14 protein-coding genes are annotated in these 15504 nt (G+C 39.4%); 12 read left to right on the top strand and 2 right to left on the bottom strand.

The features are described 5' to 3' along the window. The first annotated feature begins 2 nt into the window (after nucleotides 1-2). The 3 genes from AC0VXV_RS14665 (at nucleotide 3) to AC0VXV_RS14655 (ending at nucleotide 2520) form a co-directional block, all read left to right on the top strand. Nucleotides 3-923, top strand: a complete 921-nt coding sequence (locus tag AC0VXV_RS14665; RefSeq protein ID WP_475528960.1) for a diacylglycerol/lipid kinase family protein — start codon at nucleotides 3-5, stop codon at nucleotides 921-923. A gap of 65 nt (nucleotides 924-988) precedes the next feature. Continuing rightward, nucleotides 989-1639 (top strand): tRNA (guanosine(46)-N7)-methyltransferase TrmB, encoded by a 651-nt coding sequence (trmB, locus tag AC0VXV_RS14660; protein ID WP_475528959.1) that lies wholly within the window; start codon nucleotides 989-991, stop codon nucleotides 1637-1639. 20 nt (nucleotides 1640-1659) lie between these two features. Next, nucleotides 1660-2520, top strand: a complete 861-nt coding sequence (locus AC0VXV_RS14655; protein ID WP_475528958.1) for a YtnP family quorum-quenching lactonase — start codon at nucleotides 1660-1662, stop codon at nucleotides 2518-2520. 108 nt (nucleotides 2521-2628) lie between these two features. On the opposite strand, the gene AC0VXV_RS14650 is transcribed toward AC0VXV_RS14655, so the two are convergent. Then, on the bottom strand, nucleotides 2629-2943 hold the full coding sequence (locus AC0VXV_RS14650; RefSeq protein ID WP_079528542.1) for a peptidase M4: 315 nt from the start codon (nucleotides 2941-2943) through the stop codon (nucleotides 2629-2631). Nucleotides 2944-3089: 146 nt separating this feature from the next. Between AC0VXV_RS14650 and AC0VXV_RS14645 the strand changes: the two genes are divergently transcribed. The 9 genes from AC0VXV_RS14645 to AC0VXV_RS14605 all read left to right on the top strand — a co-directional run bounded on the left by AC0VXV_RS14645 (nucleotide 3090) and on the right by AC0VXV_RS14605 (nucleotide 13295). Continuing rightward, nucleotides 3090-4166 (top strand): M42 family metallopeptidase, encoded by a 1077-nt coding sequence (locus AC0VXV_RS14645; RefSeq protein WP_475528957.1) that lies wholly within the window; start codon nucleotides 3090-3092, stop codon nucleotides 4164-4166. A 155-nt stretch (nucleotides 4167-4321) separates the two neighbouring features. Next, a complete protein-coding gene (locus AC0VXV_RS14640) occupies nucleotides 4322-4846 on the top strand; it encodes a DUF84 family protein (protein WP_475528956.1) in 525 nt (174 codons plus the stop codon). Nucleotides 4847-4930: 84 nt separating this feature from the next. Continuing rightward, nucleotides 4931-5449, top strand: a complete 519-nt coding sequence (locus tag AC0VXV_RS14635) for a hypothetical protein (protein ID WP_475528955.1) — start codon at nucleotides 4931-4933, stop codon at nucleotides 5447-5449. A gap of 108 nt (nucleotides 5450-5557) precedes the next feature. Beyond that, the gene (locus AC0VXV_RS14630) at nucleotides 5558-6373 is read left to right on the top strand and encodes a DUF1444 domain-containing protein (protein ID WP_475528954.1); all 816 of its coding nucleotides are present in this window, start codon (nucleotides 5558-5560) and stop codon (nucleotides 6371-6373) included. After that, a complete protein-coding gene (gene ytpR / locus AC0VXV_RS14625) occupies nucleotides 6370-6984 on the top strand; it encodes a YtpR family tRNA-binding protein (protein WP_475528953.1) in 615 nt (204 codons plus the stop codon). The genes AC0VXV_RS14630 and ytpR overlap by 4 nt, the downstream gene beginning before the upstream one ends. 209 nt (nucleotides 6985-7193) lie before the next feature. Continuing rightward, on the top strand, nucleotides 7194-10394 hold the full coding sequence (locus tag AC0VXV_RS14620) for a DNA translocase FtsK (protein WP_475528952.1): 3201 nt from the start codon (nucleotides 7194-7196) through the stop codon (nucleotides 10392-10394). A 146-nt stretch (nucleotides 10395-10540) separates the two neighbouring features. After that, nucleotides 10541-11839, top strand: a complete 1299-nt coding sequence (murC, locus tag AC0VXV_RS14615; protein ID WP_475528951.1) for a UDP-N-acetylmuramate--L-alanine ligase — start codon at nucleotides 10541-10543, stop codon at nucleotides 11837-11839. A 423-nt stretch (nucleotides 11840-12262) separates the two neighbouring features. Continuing rightward, nucleotides 12263-12772 carry a DUF948 domain-containing protein gene (locus AC0VXV_RS14610; protein ID WP_251686455.1) on the top strand — a complete coding sequence of 170 codons (510 nt, stop codon included), beginning with the start codon at nucleotides 12263-12265 and terminating at the stop codon, nucleotides 12770-12772. Nucleotides 12773-12812: 40 nt separating this feature from the next. Continuing rightward, nucleotides 12813-13295 (top strand): YtxH domain-containing protein, encoded by a 483-nt coding sequence (locus AC0VXV_RS14605; protein WP_475528950.1) that lies wholly within the window; start codon nucleotides 12813-12815, stop codon nucleotides 13293-13295. Nucleotides 13296-13335: 40 nt separating this feature from the next. Here AC0VXV_RS14605 and pilM read toward each other — a convergent pair whose 3' ends face one another. Continuing rightward, nucleotides 13336-15492, bottom strand: coding sequence for a pilus assembly protein PilM (gene pilM / locus AC0VXV_RS14600; protein ID WP_475528949.1), 2157 nt, complete (start codon nucleotides 15490-15492; stop codon nucleotides 13336-13338). Nucleotides 15493-15504 lie beyond the last annotated feature (12 nt).

The raw sequence follows: 15504 nt of genomic DNA, 5'->3' as shown, positions 1-15504 counted from the left end.
TAATGGAAGTGCATTTTATAATTAATCCTTATGCGGGTAACAGGCAGGGGGTTAAGCGTTGGCATAAGTTTCACCAGCAGTTGGCGATTCCGTATCAAATCCATTGGACAAAATACGAAGGACATTCGCTACTGCTGGCAAAGGAAATTGCCGGACGAGCAACAAAGGAAAAACCGGTCTGTCTAATTGCTATTGGCGGTGATGGGACGATTCATGAAGTACTGAATGGTGCAGTACATTTTGAAAATGTCTATTTAGGGGCAATTTCTGCGGGCTCTGGCAATGATTTTGCCAGGGGGTATCAAGCATTCGAAACGAGCAAACAGTTAGAGCATTTTGTAAACGGGGTAAATAGTACTTCACATGATTGCGGGGTAGTTAGACAAGGCGGGACTACCAAATACTTTATTAATAATTTTGGTGTGGGGTTTGATGCATTAGTGGCGAACATCGCAAACAATTCAACACTTAAAAGGTCGATTAATAAATGGAAACTTGGGAAACTGAGCTATCCTTATTATGTTATTCATGCTCTTTTTACATATAAACCGTTTAAGCTTACGATAGTTCAAGCAGGGAAAAAGAAACAATATCAAAATGTTTGGTTTGTAACTGCGAGCAATCAGCCTTATTTTGGAGGGGGAATGAAGATATCTCCAGAATCGAATACATCCGATGGCCAGCTTGAACTGACAGTCGTTTCCAATTTATCGAAATGGAAATTATTATTCCTTTTTGGAACAGTCTTTTTAGGGAAGCATACACTTTTGAAGGAAGTCGAACAGTTTGCAGCAACGGATGCACAGTTGATTTTTGAGGAACCGGTCATGGCACATGCAGACGGGGAAACCCAAAATTTAGCACCCGGTCAAAATAAAATTGAAATAACCGTTCAGAAAAAAGCATGGAATTTAGCAAAATAAAAGCAAACGAAGCTATTTTCCGTTATAATATGAGGCAGCTACACAATAGAAAAGAGGATAAGTAAGTGAGATTAAAGCATAAACCATGGGCAGCGGAATATATTCAACAACATCCTGATGTAATTATTCCAAACCCGGAAGATTATAAAGGCAAGTGGAATGAAGCATTCGGCAACGACAACCCGATTCATATCGAAGTTGGTACGGGTAAAGGGCAATTCGTTTTAGGGATGGCACTGCAAAATCCGGATATTAACTATATCGGTATTGAATTATTTGATAGTGTTATCGTATGTGCCCTTGAGAAAATCGAAGCAGCAAACAAACCATCGAATTTACGTTTGTTAAAAGTTGATGGCGCGAAGCTGAAAGAGTTTTTCGAAAAAGGGGATGTGGACCGTGTATATCTGAACTTCTCGGATCCATGGCCAAAAACGCGACATGCAAAGCGTCGCCTTACACATGAAGGTTTCCTGAAAATTTATGAGAACATTTTAGTTGATAACGGTGAAATCCATTTCAAAACGGATAACCGTGGTCTTTTTGAATATTCACTCGTAAGTATGAACGAGTATGGTATGGTATTAAACTATGTATCGCTAGACTTACATGCGAATATGCCGGAAGATAATATTATGACAGAATACGAGGAGAAATTCTCGAAGCTCGGTCAGCCAATATATCGACTAGAATGCCAATACAAGACGAAATTATAACGATTTAGGGGGATGGAGAAATGGATCGATTTGAATTTCACAACATGACACTGACTTGGTTACATGGGGGTGTCACAGCACTGGATGGCGGAGCTATGTTTGGGGTAGTGCCAAAAGCACTGTGGTCTCGTAAATATCCGGTAAATGAATTGAACCAAATTGAATTAGCATGTGAACCAATTTTAATTCAATACGAGGGGAAAAATTACTTAATCGATTCGGGTGTAGGTGCTGGTAAGTTAAATGAAAAGCAGCTGCGTAATTTCGGTGTTTCTGAAGAATCAACAATTGAAAAAAGCTTAGCTGAAGCTGGATTACAGCCAGGTGATATTGATGCAATTTTAATGACACATCTACATTTTGATCATGCTGGTGGTTTAACGAAGTGGGAAGGGGACAAGCTTGTTCCGGTTTTCCCGAATGCAGTTATTCACACGACACAAATTGAATGGGATGAGATGCGCAATCCGAACATTCGATCAAAAAATACGTATTGGAAAGAAAACTGGGAGCCTGTACAGCATTTAGTATCAACATATGAAGGGGAGCTGGAAGTGGCTCCGGGCTTAAAATTGATCCATACAGGCGGCCATAGTGAAGGACATGCGATTGTTCGCCTTGAACAGAATGGTGAAGTGGCGCTACATATGGCGGATATTATGCCGACACATGCTCACCAAAATCCGCTTTGGGTATTGGCGTATGATGATTACCCGATGACAAGCGTATTTGCGAAGGAAAAGTTAATGAAAGAAGCCCTGTCAAATGGCTACCGCTTTATCTTCTACCATGATGCGTATTACCGCATGATTCAGTGGGATGCAACAGGCAAGGAAGTAACAGACCGCCTGGAACGTTCGAAACCGGCATTAATTAAGTAAACACGAAGCACCTGCATGATTCTCGATGCAGGTGCTTTTATTATCGGTTGCGCACTTTTAGCATATAAAAAATACGATGACTAAAATTACGTCATCGCATCCTTTACATTATATTTGTTTAATATCTACAATGGCACCGGAACGGGCATCTGCTGCGAACTCGTAGTTTTCAAGCTCGCCGTTGATTGTACGTGAAATACCTCCACGGTAGACCGGAGTTTCTGTAAAGCCATTACTGAAGTTTTCTGTTTTCATGTAAATCCAAGAACCATCAATTGGTGCATGTTTTTTAAATTCATCTTTAATGTTAGCTAAAATATGATCTGGATTCGCAAATGGTGCGACACGATTGCTCATTTCTTTAACAATGACAGCTGCAGCCATCCCTGTTACAACCCCTATTGTAAAGTCTTTTAAATTCATTTCAAAATACCTCCTCAAAATAGTGACTACATTTACTTTATCATATTCTGAAAATAGAGTAAAAATAATAGAAGGTTCGAAAGTCGAAATATTGCTTGCAATTTGTGATATAATGAAGGCAAATCTACATTTAGAGGTGTTGCAGAATGAATCAAGATACACTTGCTCTTTTTAAAACATTAACAGAACTGCCTGGTGCACCAGGCAATGAGCGTGCGGTCCGTAATTTTATGCGCTCGGAATTAGCGAAATATTCTGATGAAGTTATTCAGGATAATTTAGGCGGCGTATTCGGTGTGCGTAAAGCAAAAGATGAAAAAGCGCCAAAAATTCTAGTCGCTGGCCATATGGATGAAGTCGCTTTTATGGTTACTTCCATTACTGAAAACGGTATGATCCGTTTCCAAACACTTGGTGGTTGGTGGAATCAGGTTATGCTGGCACAACGCGTTACGGTTTATACAAAAGACCGTGAAATTCCGGGTGTTATTGCATCAATTCCGCCGCACTTATTAACAGATGCAGAACGTTCAAAACCGATGGATATTAAAAATATGCTGATCGATATCGGAGCAGATTCAAAAGAAGATGCGATGAAGTTAGGTGTACGTCCAGGACAATCCATTATTCCGGTATGTCCATTCACACCGATGGCCAATCCGGAAAAGATTATGGCAAAAGCGTGGGATAACCGCTATGGCTGCGGTTTAGCGATCGAACTTTTAAAAGAGATTCACGGTCAAGATGTGAAGAGCCATATTTATTCTGGAGCGAATGTTATGGAAGAGGTTGGTTTACGCGGTGCAGCAGTTTCATCAAATATAATTAAACCTGATCTATTTTTTGCATTGGATGCATCACCGGCGAATGATACATCTGGCGATAAAAATGAATTCGGTCAACTAGGTAAAGGAACATTACTTCGAATTTTAGACCGTTCAATGGTTACACACCGTGGTATGCGTGAATTCGTGCTGGATACAGCGGAATCAAACAATATTCCATACCAATATTTCGTCTCTCAAGGTGGTACAGACGCAGGACGTGTACACACTCAAAATGACGGGATTCCTTCAGCTGTAATCGGGGTATGCTCACGTTATATTCACACATCTGCTTCGATTATTCATGTGGCTGACTATGCAGCTGCTAAAGAACTGTTAGTAAAATTAATTCAAACTGCCGATCGTTCTACAATCGAATCTATTCGCGCAAACGTATAAAAAAATTCGATATTCTATTATAATACAAGGATGCGAAGTTATCGCATTCTTGTTTTTAGTTGCGGACAATAGGTCTATCGTGACTTACATAAAAATTGGTAAACCATTTATTTAGGTATAGACCGTTTAAAAACGAATAGCTTGGAGATGAAATAATGAGAGTAGCAGTCGGATCGAAAAATAAGGCGAAATTAGGTGCTGTTGAAGCAATTGCCAAACAGTATTTTCCTGAAGCCACAATCGAAAATATGGAAGTACCTTCAGATGTATCGATTCAGCCCTTCTCAAATGAAGAAACGAGACAAGGTGCGATCAACCGTGCACGTCATACAATGATGCTTACAAATGCGGATATAACATTTGGACTTGAAGGTGGCGTCGATGAAATAGAAGGAACAATGTATTGCTGTAACTGGGGGGCGGCTGTTTTAAAGGATGGGACGGTTATTGCCAGCTCAGGAGCTCAATTTGCCTTGCCGGAAGAAATTGCACAGGAGCTTCGTATGGGCAAGGAACTTGGACCGGTGATGGACGTCTATACAGATAGCGAAAATATTCGTCACCATCAAGGAGCAATTGGTATTTTCTCAAATAATTTAATCGACCGAAAAGAAATGTTTGAACATATTGTTAAGTTATTAGTCGGTCAAATCTTGTTTAAAATAAATAAAGAGCAATAGGACCGGATGTAGAGCACATTCGTTGCATTACGGCTCGAAAAATTATTATGATACTGATGGAACGTTTGAAAGAGAGGGAAAACAATGAGTCGTAAATGGATACATGCGTTTTTGCTTACTTCACTTGTTGTTATATTATCAGCATGCAGTCAGACAGTCGAAGAACAGGCACAAGCAGGGATGCAAAATGCTGAAACAATGTTTAGCAGCGAACCGAACGAAGCAAACAAAACGATTGGACATATAGAGCTATACTTACCAAAAGGTTATAGTATTGAAAAAGGAATCGATGAACTGAATTATACAATTCTGAACGGTAAAGATTCCTATATATTATTCGTTAATCAGAATGAACCTGAAGACAGTCAGTTACAGTATGACTTGTTAATGCAGGAAAACAAAAATGAAATTGTTAAAGAGAAAACATTCGAATCGGATGGCCAATTCGGATTTTCTGCTGTCACAAAATTTCCTGAAGAGAAATATGAGCTGATCGTTAATTTAGGCGGCGTTAAGCTGTCGACTATTTCCGAGGATAAGAAAATTGACGATAAAATCCAGGAAATGATGGAGATTGTGAAAACAGTGAAAGTGGTTAACTAGTTGAGGCGTTGAGTAAAGTAATCACATAGCTTTTTTGTTACAATAGATGAAGTAAATGGAACGGTTCACATTTGTGAGCCGTTTTTGATTAGATAAAGGAGTGGTTGAATGGAATCGAAACAGTTAGTAGCTAAACTGAAGACTAAGTTAGGTGAGGCAAACTTTACATTCACATTCGATGAAAAGCATGATAAATTACGTCTTGAACATAAAAAAATTGGACGAGGGATGGATATCTCTTTACCCGAAATTTTAACGAAGTACGAGAAGAAAAAACAGCAGGCAATTGATGAAGTTATTTATACAATTGAGCAAACATTTTTAGCAATGCAACGGGAAGAAGAACAGGGCTTTGCCGGTCTTGCTTCTGTTTATCCGATTATCCGCTCAACATCCTTCCCCAAAAAGTCGAATGATGGCCATGCTTTTGTCATGACGGATCATACAGCGGAAACACGTATTTATTATGCTCTCGACTTAGGCACAACTTATCGCTTAATAGATGAATCAATGTTGCCGAAATTAAATGTCACAGAGGAGCATATACGCGAAGCAGCCCGCTTTTCTGTAAAAAAATTGCCGACATCTGTTAAACGTGATGAAGTTTCGGGCAATGTTTATTATTTTTTAAATCAGAATGATGGTTATGATGCAAGCCGTATTTTAAACGAAAGCTTTTTAAAGGAAATGGAAAGTCAAATTGAAGGCGAAATGACGGTATCTGTCCCACATCAGGATGTATTAATTATTGGTGATATTCGGAATGAAGTAGGTTATGATGTATTAGCGCAGATGACGATGCATTTCTTTACAGTTGGCGCGGTTCCGATTACGAGCTTGTCATTTGTATATGAAAACGGTCATTTAGAACCAATATTTATTTTAGCGAAAAACAAAGTGAAAAAGGAGCAAGAAGAAAAATGAAAGTAGCTTACAACAAAGCACATGTAGGAGATGTCCTATTAGTTCAATTATCAATGGAGCCGATCGTAAAAACAGCGATGGATCGCGCTGGCGATGTAGCCATTTTAAAAGAAGAGACGACTGGTGAAGTGAAAGCATTTAACCTTTTTAATGCTAGCAAGTACTTAGAGCTGGATGTTGCAGGTAATGTGGAAGTAACACCGGAAATAGTAGAGAAATTAGAAGCAGCTTTAAAAGCAAATGGCGCAGAAATTTCTTTAGATGTAGACTTCTCACCTAAATTTGTAGTTGGCTATGTTGAATCAAAAGAAAAGCATCCAAATGCAGATAAACTAAGTGTTTGTAAAGTAAATGTTGGGGATGAAACATTACAGATCGTATGTGGAGCACCGAATGTTGACGCTGGCCAAAAAGTAGTTGTAGCTAAAGTTGGCGCTGTTATGCCTTCAGGTTTATTGATTAAAGAAGGAAACTTACGTGGTGAAGATTCATTCGGTATGCTTTGCTCTGCTCGTGAACTAGCAATTCCGGGCGCACCTGAAGTAAAAGGTATTTTAGTACTGGAGGATTCTGCAGAAGTAGGAAGCCCATTCGAGGTTACAACTCGTTAATAAGTACGATAAGTTAGTATGTTGAGCTGAGTCTCTCATACTAACTTTTTTTTATCCTTAAAAATATCAGCGACAAAGCGCATTTACCCGGCAAATATGATATGCTTTTGAGGTGTATATTATTTATACACAGCAATTTAAATAGAATAAAGACCGTTGCAAATAGTGGGATTTGCACGGCAATGTTTTTAAGGAAAGAAGTGGTATTTATGAGTTGGATTAAAAATAAATTTAATAAACTATTTAGAATGGATTCAGAGGAAGAATATGATGAGTATGAAGATTCTCCAGAATCGGATGAAATAGATCAAACAAAACAATCACAAGCACAGCAAAATTATTATGAAGAAACTGATGCGCCAAAAAAAGCATTCCGATTTCCTCTAATAGAAGATGATTATGAGGAAACAGCTAAACAGGATAATGAGCAGCGACAAACGACGCGCTTTTATGATGATGAGAAGGAAAAACTGACATTACCTAATTACTTGCAAAAGCATACAGCCAAGGAAGTATTTGATGTCGAAGTTTCCGGTATACGAGATTTACTTGAACGCCGTCGTAAAGGGAAAGGCCACACAAATGTCATTCATACAAGAGACCCTGTTCGCCGTCTACCGAATTTAAAAGAAGAACGGGAAGCGATACGTCACAATAAGCCCTTACGCGCAGAAAGAACAGAAAATAAACAAATTTTAAAACCGATAGAAATTAGGAAACGTTTTATTCCTACAGATGTTCCGTCGCCGGTACATGGTTTTAAAAAGCCGTCATCAATAGAAAAATTAATTGAAAAGCAGCAGGATGAAAAGCTTAAAAAAGAAGAGCACGAGCATAAAACAATAATTGCCCCAGAACATAATGAAACGGCAGAACAGCCGACTGAACCGGTTGTTGTACAACCAAATGAGGAAGAACAACAAGCTGTAACAAATTATGAACAAGAATTACACGAGCCTGATTCAGAAGAAGAAATTGCACAAACGGAACCTCTTGAATCAGAAGTAGTAGTTGCACAAACGGAACCACAAGAACCAGAACTTGTGCAAGAAGAAGAATTGATTTCAGTCGAAAACGGCGAATCCGTTGAAGAAGACAAGCAGCCGGTGGAAGAAGAGGTACTTGAACAACCGACAGAAGCAGTTATCGAAATAGAAGATGAAGAGAAAGCGGAAGAAGCTGTAAAAGAAGAATCTTCCGTTGCAGAAACAATCAATGATGTACAAGTAAAGCATGTAACGATTGAAAATTCCACGATACACATCGGTCAATTAAATGTGGAGCAAATGCCTCCATCTGAAGAAGCCATTGTAATTGAAGAGAAGAAGGAAGAAACGGATCCAATACAGCCAATCAGTACGAGAAGCCGTGTTCCTTTTAACGTGGTGATGCTGAAGTCAGACAAGCAAAAACTGATGACGAAACAATTTGTAGAACAGCAGCTTAGCATGCAGAGTAAAAAAAATAAAGTAGACGAAGTAAAGCAAGAAGAAGACAATATTAAACCGATTGAAGAAACTATTGAAGTTCATACTGAGGATATAGTGCAACATGATAAGAATGATGAAGTAGAAACTGTTAAACAAGAAATTCAGTTATCTCAGAATGAAGTACGACAAGTACAGGAAAATGCTGAAGTCATTACGTTTAACGAGCAAGTTGTGAAGCATGAGCCGAATAATCAGTACGAAGAACAAACGGTGAGAACATCGACTTCTACATCAGTTGGACTGCTGGAACGTGAATCCGATATACCTGAAAAAGTAGAAGAGCTATTAGAAGTCGCCGCAACTACGGAAGCTGTAGTGGAAGAAGTTCCGGAAACGTTGAACGTACAAGAAGTACCGGAAATCCAAGAGGTGACAGATTTTCCGTCAGTTATAGAAGAGGAAGAGCCAATTGTTGACGAAACGGCAGACATAAAAGCACATTCTACTCAAGAAGTGGTAGCAGAGGAAGCTGAGACCATAATAGAAGCACCTCCAGTTAAAAGAATACCTTATGTAAAACCACCTCTTGATTACTTAGTACCGCCGGAGGAAATGGTGGAAGACCGCGACTGGATGGATGAACAAGGCGAAAATTTAGTGGAAGCACTATCGCATTTCCAGGTTCAGGCGCAAATTGAATCGATTGTTCAAGGACCGGCTGTTACACAATTTGAAATTACAGTAGGGCACGGGACAAAGGTAAGCAAAGTCCGCAATTTAACGGATGATATTAAATTGGCATTAGCTGCAAAAGATATTCGAATTGATGCGCCAATTCCGGGGAAACGATCAATCGGTATTGAGATTCCAAACCGGATTTCCCGTTCGGTGCGCCTTTCAGAAGTAACAGAATCAGCTTCGTTTAAAGATTCGGATTCACCATTGGAAGCAGCACTTGGTTTGGATTTAACAGGGAAGCCGGTCACAATTGACTTACGGAAAATGCCGCATGGTCTGATCGCCGGTGCGACAGGATCGGGTAAATCGGTATGTATTAACTCGATTTTAGTCAGCCTGCTGTATAAAGCAAATCCGAATGAATTAAAGCTTATGCTGATTGACCCGAAAATGGTAGAACTTGCGCCATTTAACCATATACCGCATTTAGTCAGCCCGGTTATTACAGATGTTAAAGCAGCGACAGCAGCGTTAAAATGGGCAGTTGAGGAAATGGAAAGACGTTATGAGTTATTTATGCACAGCGGTGCACGTAAAATAGAAGCATATAATAAAATGTGTGATGCAAATGGTATGTATGCACAGAAGCTTCCATACTTATTAATTGTCATCGATGAGTTGGCAGATTTAATGATGATGTCCCCGCAAGATGTGGAAGACAGCATTGTACGAATTACGCAAAAGGCCCGTGCTGCAGGAATACACTTAATTGTTGCTACACAGCGCCCATCCGTAGATGTTATAACTGGTCTGATAAAGTCCAATATTCCAACGCGTATCGCCTTTTCAGTATCATCACAAATCGACTCTCGCACAATTTTGGATTCACAGGGTGCCGAACGATTGCTGGGACGTGGAGATATGCTATATTTAGGAAATGGAATGTCGGCTCCAACCCGTATTCAAGGTACATTTGTAACAGATGATGAAATCGAAGAAATTATCGAGTATGTACGTGAACAAGGCGAGCCACAATATATTTTTAAACAGGAAGAATTATTAAAACGCTCAGAAACAATAGAGGAACAAGACGAGTTGTTTGAAGAGGTATGCCGATTTGTGTATGAACAAGGCTCAGCATCGACATCACTTTTACAACGCCGTTATCATATTGGCTATAATCGAGCAGCTAGATTAATCGATATGTTAGAGAGACATGGTTATGTTTCAGAACCAAAAGGAAGCAAACCAAGAGATGTATATATTACAGAGGAAGAGCTGTTTGAGCAATTCGGAGGCTAAAGCACCAGCAAGTTGAACAATTAAAAAAATTAGAATTGTCGTTCAATTATCGTAACGTGTATTTAGTGCTATAATGTAGGCATACTTTGAAACAATAAATTGATAATTCAATGGGGTCTTCGTATCCTAGGAGGGTTTTATAAATAATGACACGCTATCATTTTACAGGTATTAAAGGTTCAGGCATGAGTTCCCTGGCACAAATTCTATTTGATGCAGGAGAGCAAGTACAAGGTTCCGACTATGAAACATACTATTTTACGGAGCAACCATTACGTGACCGCGGAATAGAAATTTTAAATTTTGATGAAAACAATATTAAAGAAGGTTTAACAGTTATTGCAGGGAATGCATTTAATGATGATCATCCAGAGTTAGTGCGTGCACGCGAGTTGGGTGTTGAGGTCATTCGCTACCATAAATTTTTAGGTGAATACAGCAACCGCTATACTTCTATTGCCATTACAGGTGCACATGGTAAAACGTCTACGACTGGTTTAATGAGCCATGTTGTAGGCGGTTATATGCCGACATCGTATTTAATCGGTGACGGTACTGGTTCAGGTAAAAAAGATGCTTCATATTTTGTTATGGAAGCATGTGAATACCGTCGTCACTTTTTAGCGTATCATCCGGATTATGCAATTATGACGAATATTGATTTTGATCATCCGGATTATTTCACGAGCATTGACGATGTATACGATGCTTTCCAACAGCTGGCTTTACAAGTGAATAAAGCAATCATTGCTTGCGGAGATGATGAACAGCTTCAGAAAATTCAAGCAAATGTACCAGTTGTCTACTATGGTTTTGATCCTGCTAATGATTTTTCGGCGCGTAATATTGTAAAAACATCGGAAGGTACGGAATTTGATGTTTATGTACGTAATGAGTTTTACAGTAAATTCTTTATCCCGCTATTCGGTGACCATACGATTTTAAACTCGTTGGCGGTAATTTCACTGTGTCATTATGAAGGGGTTCCAGCAAAACTGATCCAAGAACGCCTTAATACTTATGGCGGTGTAAAACGTCGCTTTACTGAAACAAAAGTTGGCAATGCGATTTTAGTGGATGATTATGCACACCATCCGACAGAAATTGCGGCAACTTTGCAATCAGCTCGACAAAAATATCCTGATCGTGAAGTAGTAGCGGTATTCCAGCCGCATACCTTTACTCGAACTAAAGCATTTTTACAAAACTTTGCGGATAGTTTGAGCGGTGCCGACGCAACCTACTTATGTGATATTTTTGGTTCAGCACGCGAAAAACATGGAGAGCTTTCGATTCATGATTTAGCAAACTTAATCGATGGCTGTACTGTTTTAACAATCGAAACAGTAGATCAACTTAAAAAACATGAAAATGCCGTATTCCTGTTTATGGGAGCGGGAGATGTTCATAAATATCAAGATGCCTTTGAAGCAATTTTGAATTAATTGAAAAACAGCTTAACCTATAAGTAACAGGATAAGCTGTTTTTCCATACATAAAGTGAAACTACACTTAGGAGTTTTTTCACCCCCTACTGATTAGAAGAGGAACAGTACCTAAAACCGTTAAGTCCTGTACCGACCAACATCGTGTTGGTCCGAACCAATCGGGCTTTCAGTTAATGCGGGATAAATATAGAACTTCTATTCATAAAGGGTTTTATTCATCAAGAGATTGGGGAATATGAAAGCATGGACAAAATGGCCATTCACCTTTAGTGAATAAATAAATAACAAATTAAAAATATTCACGTAAGAAGAGCTTGTATTTCGTAAGGGTTATGCGGAAAAAATGCTTTTCTAGGAAAAGGATTGTCGCAATTTTTGTCGAATGTAATAAATGGAACTAGATAGAGGAGGTTATATTTGATGGAAGTATTACTTTATATTGCGGCATTAGTGGCTGCAATCGGATTTTTAGTCCTATGTGTAAGTATTGGTATGACTTTGTTTTCTGTTAAGAATACATTAAATTCAATTGCGGGAACAGTTGCCGGTATTGAAGGGCAAATGGAAGGCATTACACGTGAGACGACAAGCCTGCTTACAAAAACAAATGCATTGGCAGATGATATTTCAGATAAATCGGAGAAGTTAAATTCAGTAATGCATGCTGTAAAAGGTGTTGGGGATTCTGTGAATAATTTGAATTCATCAGTTCAACGTATTACAACATCGATTTCAACAGAAGTGCATAAAAATGAAGATAAGATTGCGCAAGTCGTTCAATGGAGCAATGTTGCGATGGGGATTGCAGACCAATGGCGTCAGCGCAAGCCGATTAATGAAGAAGATATTATTTATACGAGTACTAAAACAAATGAAACACCACCAAATTTAGGCCAGAAGTCAAAGTTTGGTTTCTTAAAACGCAAGTAATAGGGAAAATGACATTCAATAACAAGGGGGAGTTTTTAAAATGGAAGAAAAACGCGTAAACTATGATTATAAACGATTAGATGAATCGATTTATGATGATGAAAAAATTCACGTTAAGGATTTTGTTATCGGCGCATTGGTAGGCGGTATTGTTGGTGTAGCGACAGCTTTATTACTTACACCGAAGACAGGCAGTGAAATGCGTAATGATGTTGCGGTACAAGCTGTCACATTAAAGGATAAGAGTATTGAGCTTTCAGGCACTGCAAAGGAGAAGACAGCACAGCTTTCAACGCAATTAAAAGAACAATCTTCTTCAATTGTTGAAAAAGTAAAAGCGAAAACAGCGAAACAACCACCAGTTCTCGATGATGGAACAGCTTCATCAGAAGGTGAGGAACCACTGCCATTAGATAAAATGGTAGATGAAGAAGTACTAGCTGCTGAAGCTCCGGATCCGGATAGCGTAAATACAGACCCGGATATCGCCCCAAACTCAACACGCCATACAGATGTACAATAAGAAAAACGGCTCCCAATAATTATTGGGAGCCGTTTTTTTATTATTCAACAACCGGTTGATCGGTAAGCTGAATTTCAAGTTGGTCGCCACCGAATATTTCAGCATCAAATGAAGAAGGCTGTCCATTACGTAAAATCGTAAATGAACCTTTAAATGACGCAGGAAGCTGCCAGTTGGAAAAGCGAAAGATATCTTGATAAATCCATTTGCTTGTATCTTTTTCAATAATATTAATTGTAGCCCCATTCGGAACTGTTGCTTCACGTTGGACAACTTGACCGTTTACCAAAAACTCACGGGCAACCTTTACAAGTTCGACTTGTTCATGCTGGAATATTACAATCGCCTTTTCTTCCAACAACAAATTCAAATGTGCCGCAATTTGTTCAGCTGTTGGTAAATGACGCTGTTCAAATGTAATGATATCTCCATTTTGAATAGGGTAATGCAATTTTCCCGGCTTTCCGTTAATGAAAAGCTGTGATGAAAAATCAGGGAACGATACAGGTTTCCCATCGATATGAAGAAAATATGATTGGAACTGCTGCATATGGATAGATTGGTTCAGTGATTTCAAAACATCTTCCACCGTTTCGATTGTTTCGACGACAATTACGTCTCGGTCCTGTAAAGGAGTATCCAGTTTTACAATTTTACCGTATAGAAATACTTTCGGTTCAACATTGTATTCCTTTTCTTGAATTGTCACAGTCTTTACGGAAGCATGGTCAATAATGTCCCCTACAGTAACAGATGCGGCTGTCCCATCTTTTCCTGGTATCAGCTCTATTTGATCTCCATTTTTAATAAGGGATTTAATCGAAGCATTTTCACCATTCAATATGATCTGTGCAGGCTGTCCATGCTCACCTGGCACGAAAACATTTTGACCGTTCACTGTAATCGACAAACCGTGTCCGGGTTTGCCGTATAATTGTTTTGCTCTGACGTTCGCAGCCAAAAATGCATCACCGACTGTCATTTCCTTCAACTCAAATAGTCGTACAATTTGCTCGTTTACTTGAATTGACATGTAATGGATCGGTGATTTTTGTGCGGCAATCGCAATTCCAATCGGTGTCACAAGCTCAGGTGTCTCGGCAATATGTTGTGCACGTGTTAAATTCTGAATGGCATTCACATCACGTACCGCTACTCGGTTAGACGGCAAATTTAATGTTTTGCCGATTTCTTCAGGCAAGCGGGGTGTCAAACTCCCGCCGCCAACTAACATGACCGCTTTTGGAGGGGTGTTATTGTTTAACCGTAATATCTCCTCGCCAATGGACTTTGCCAAATTTTCAATTGCAGGATATATTGCTTTGATTACTTCTTCACGTGGAAAATATTCGTCAAATCCCAAAATATCCTGAATGAGAATTTCCTCGCTCGTATGCAATTGGCGTTTTGCCATTTCAGCGACTGGAAAGTCCAGTAAATAATGGTCACTTAAACTTTCGGTAATTTCATCACCAGCAGTCGGCACCATTCCGTATGCTACAACCGTACTTTTGTCTGTAATGGCAATATCTGAAGTTCCGGCACCAATATCAACAAGTGCCACATTTAATCGGCGCATTGAAGGAGGAATAAGTACATTGATCGCGGCAATCGGTTCTAACGTGAGGGCTTCCATTTCCAAATTGGCACGTTTTAATGCCGCAAGCAATGATTCCACGACAACGCGCGGCAGGAAAGTGGCAATCACTTCAACGGATGCTTCATCACCTTGCTGATCAAGGAGGCTCCCAATTTCTTCTCCATCCAAACGGAAATATAAAACCGAATAGCCTACACAGTAATAATGGTTATTTTTTGTATCTTCTTTATGAAGCAATAATTGCTGCTGAGCCTGTTGAACGGCTTGCAGCTCCAGGCGGTTAATATCTTCATCAGTAAAGATCGGTCGGTTTTTAATAGAAATAGAAACACTGGCCTGTTCGGTTTTTAATGCACGCCCGGCTGCTGCTACACTCACTTTCTCCAAAGGACCGTGAGTTTCTTCCAATTCAGTTTTAATCTCCTGTATAAGCTCCGCAACATACAGGACGTTATGTATTTGGCCATCAACCATTGCACGTTCTTTATGTTCTTTTACTAAAATATCGGCGACATGATATGTATTTGCATGCTGCTCTAAAATAATACCGACAACGGAGCGTGTTCCGATATCAAGTGCGAACAATTTGTTTGCCATATGAAAACGCTT

This window comes from Solibacillus sp. iso_87 (assembly GCF_056173085.1).
Note: the sequence above shows the minus strand (reverse complement) of the source record. Positions and strands in the feature narration are given on the sequence as shown.

Coding starts and splice junctions, on each gene's coding strand:
- pilM (WP_475528949.1), bottom strand. CDS start 15,492: ATGGCAAACAAATTGTTCGCACTTGATATCGGAACACGCTCCGTTGTC.
- AC0VXV_RS14620 (WP_475528952.1), top strand. CDS start 7,194: ATGAGTTGGATTAAAAATAAATTTAATAAACTATTTAGAATGGATTCA.
- AC0VXV_RS14605 (WP_475528950.1), top strand. CDS start 12,813: ATGGAAGAAAAACGCGTAAACTATGATTATAAACGATTAGATGAATCG.
- AC0VXV_RS14630 (WP_475528954.1), top strand. CDS start 5,558: ATGGAATCGAAACAGTTAGTAGCTAAACTGAAGACTAAGTTAGGTGAG.
- AC0VXV_RS14665 (WP_475528960.1), top strand. CDS start 3: ATGGAAGTGCATTTTATAATTAATCCTTATGCGGGTAACAGGCAGGGG.
- AC0VXV_RS14635 (WP_475528955.1), top strand. CDS start 4,931: ATGAGTCGTAAATGGATACATGCGTTTTTGCTTACTTCACTTGTTGTT.
- AC0VXV_RS14650 (WP_079528542.1), bottom strand. CDS start 2,943: ATGAATTTAAAAGACTTTACAATAGGGGTTGTAACAGGGATGGCTGCA.
- AC0VXV_RS14640 (WP_475528956.1), top strand. CDS start 4,322: ATGAGAGTAGCAGTCGGATCGAAAAATAAGGCGAAATTAGGTGCTGTT.
- ytpR (WP_475528953.1), top strand. CDS start 6,370: ATGAAAGTAGCTTACAACAAAGCACATGTAGGAGATGTCCTATTAGTT.
- AC0VXV_RS14655 (WP_475528958.1), top strand. CDS start 1,660: ATGGATCGATTTGAATTTCACAACATGACACTGACTTGGTTACATGGG.
- AC0VXV_RS14645 (WP_475528957.1), top strand. CDS start 3,090: ATGAATCAAGATACACTTGCTCTTTTTAAAACATTAACAGAACTGCCT.
- AC0VXV_RS14610 (WP_251686455.1), top strand. CDS start 12,263: ATGGAAGTATTACTTTATATTGCGGCATTAGTGGCTGCAATCGGATTT.
- murC (WP_475528951.1), top strand. CDS start 10,541: ATGACACGCTATCATTTTACAGGTATTAAAGGTTCAGGCATGAGTTCC.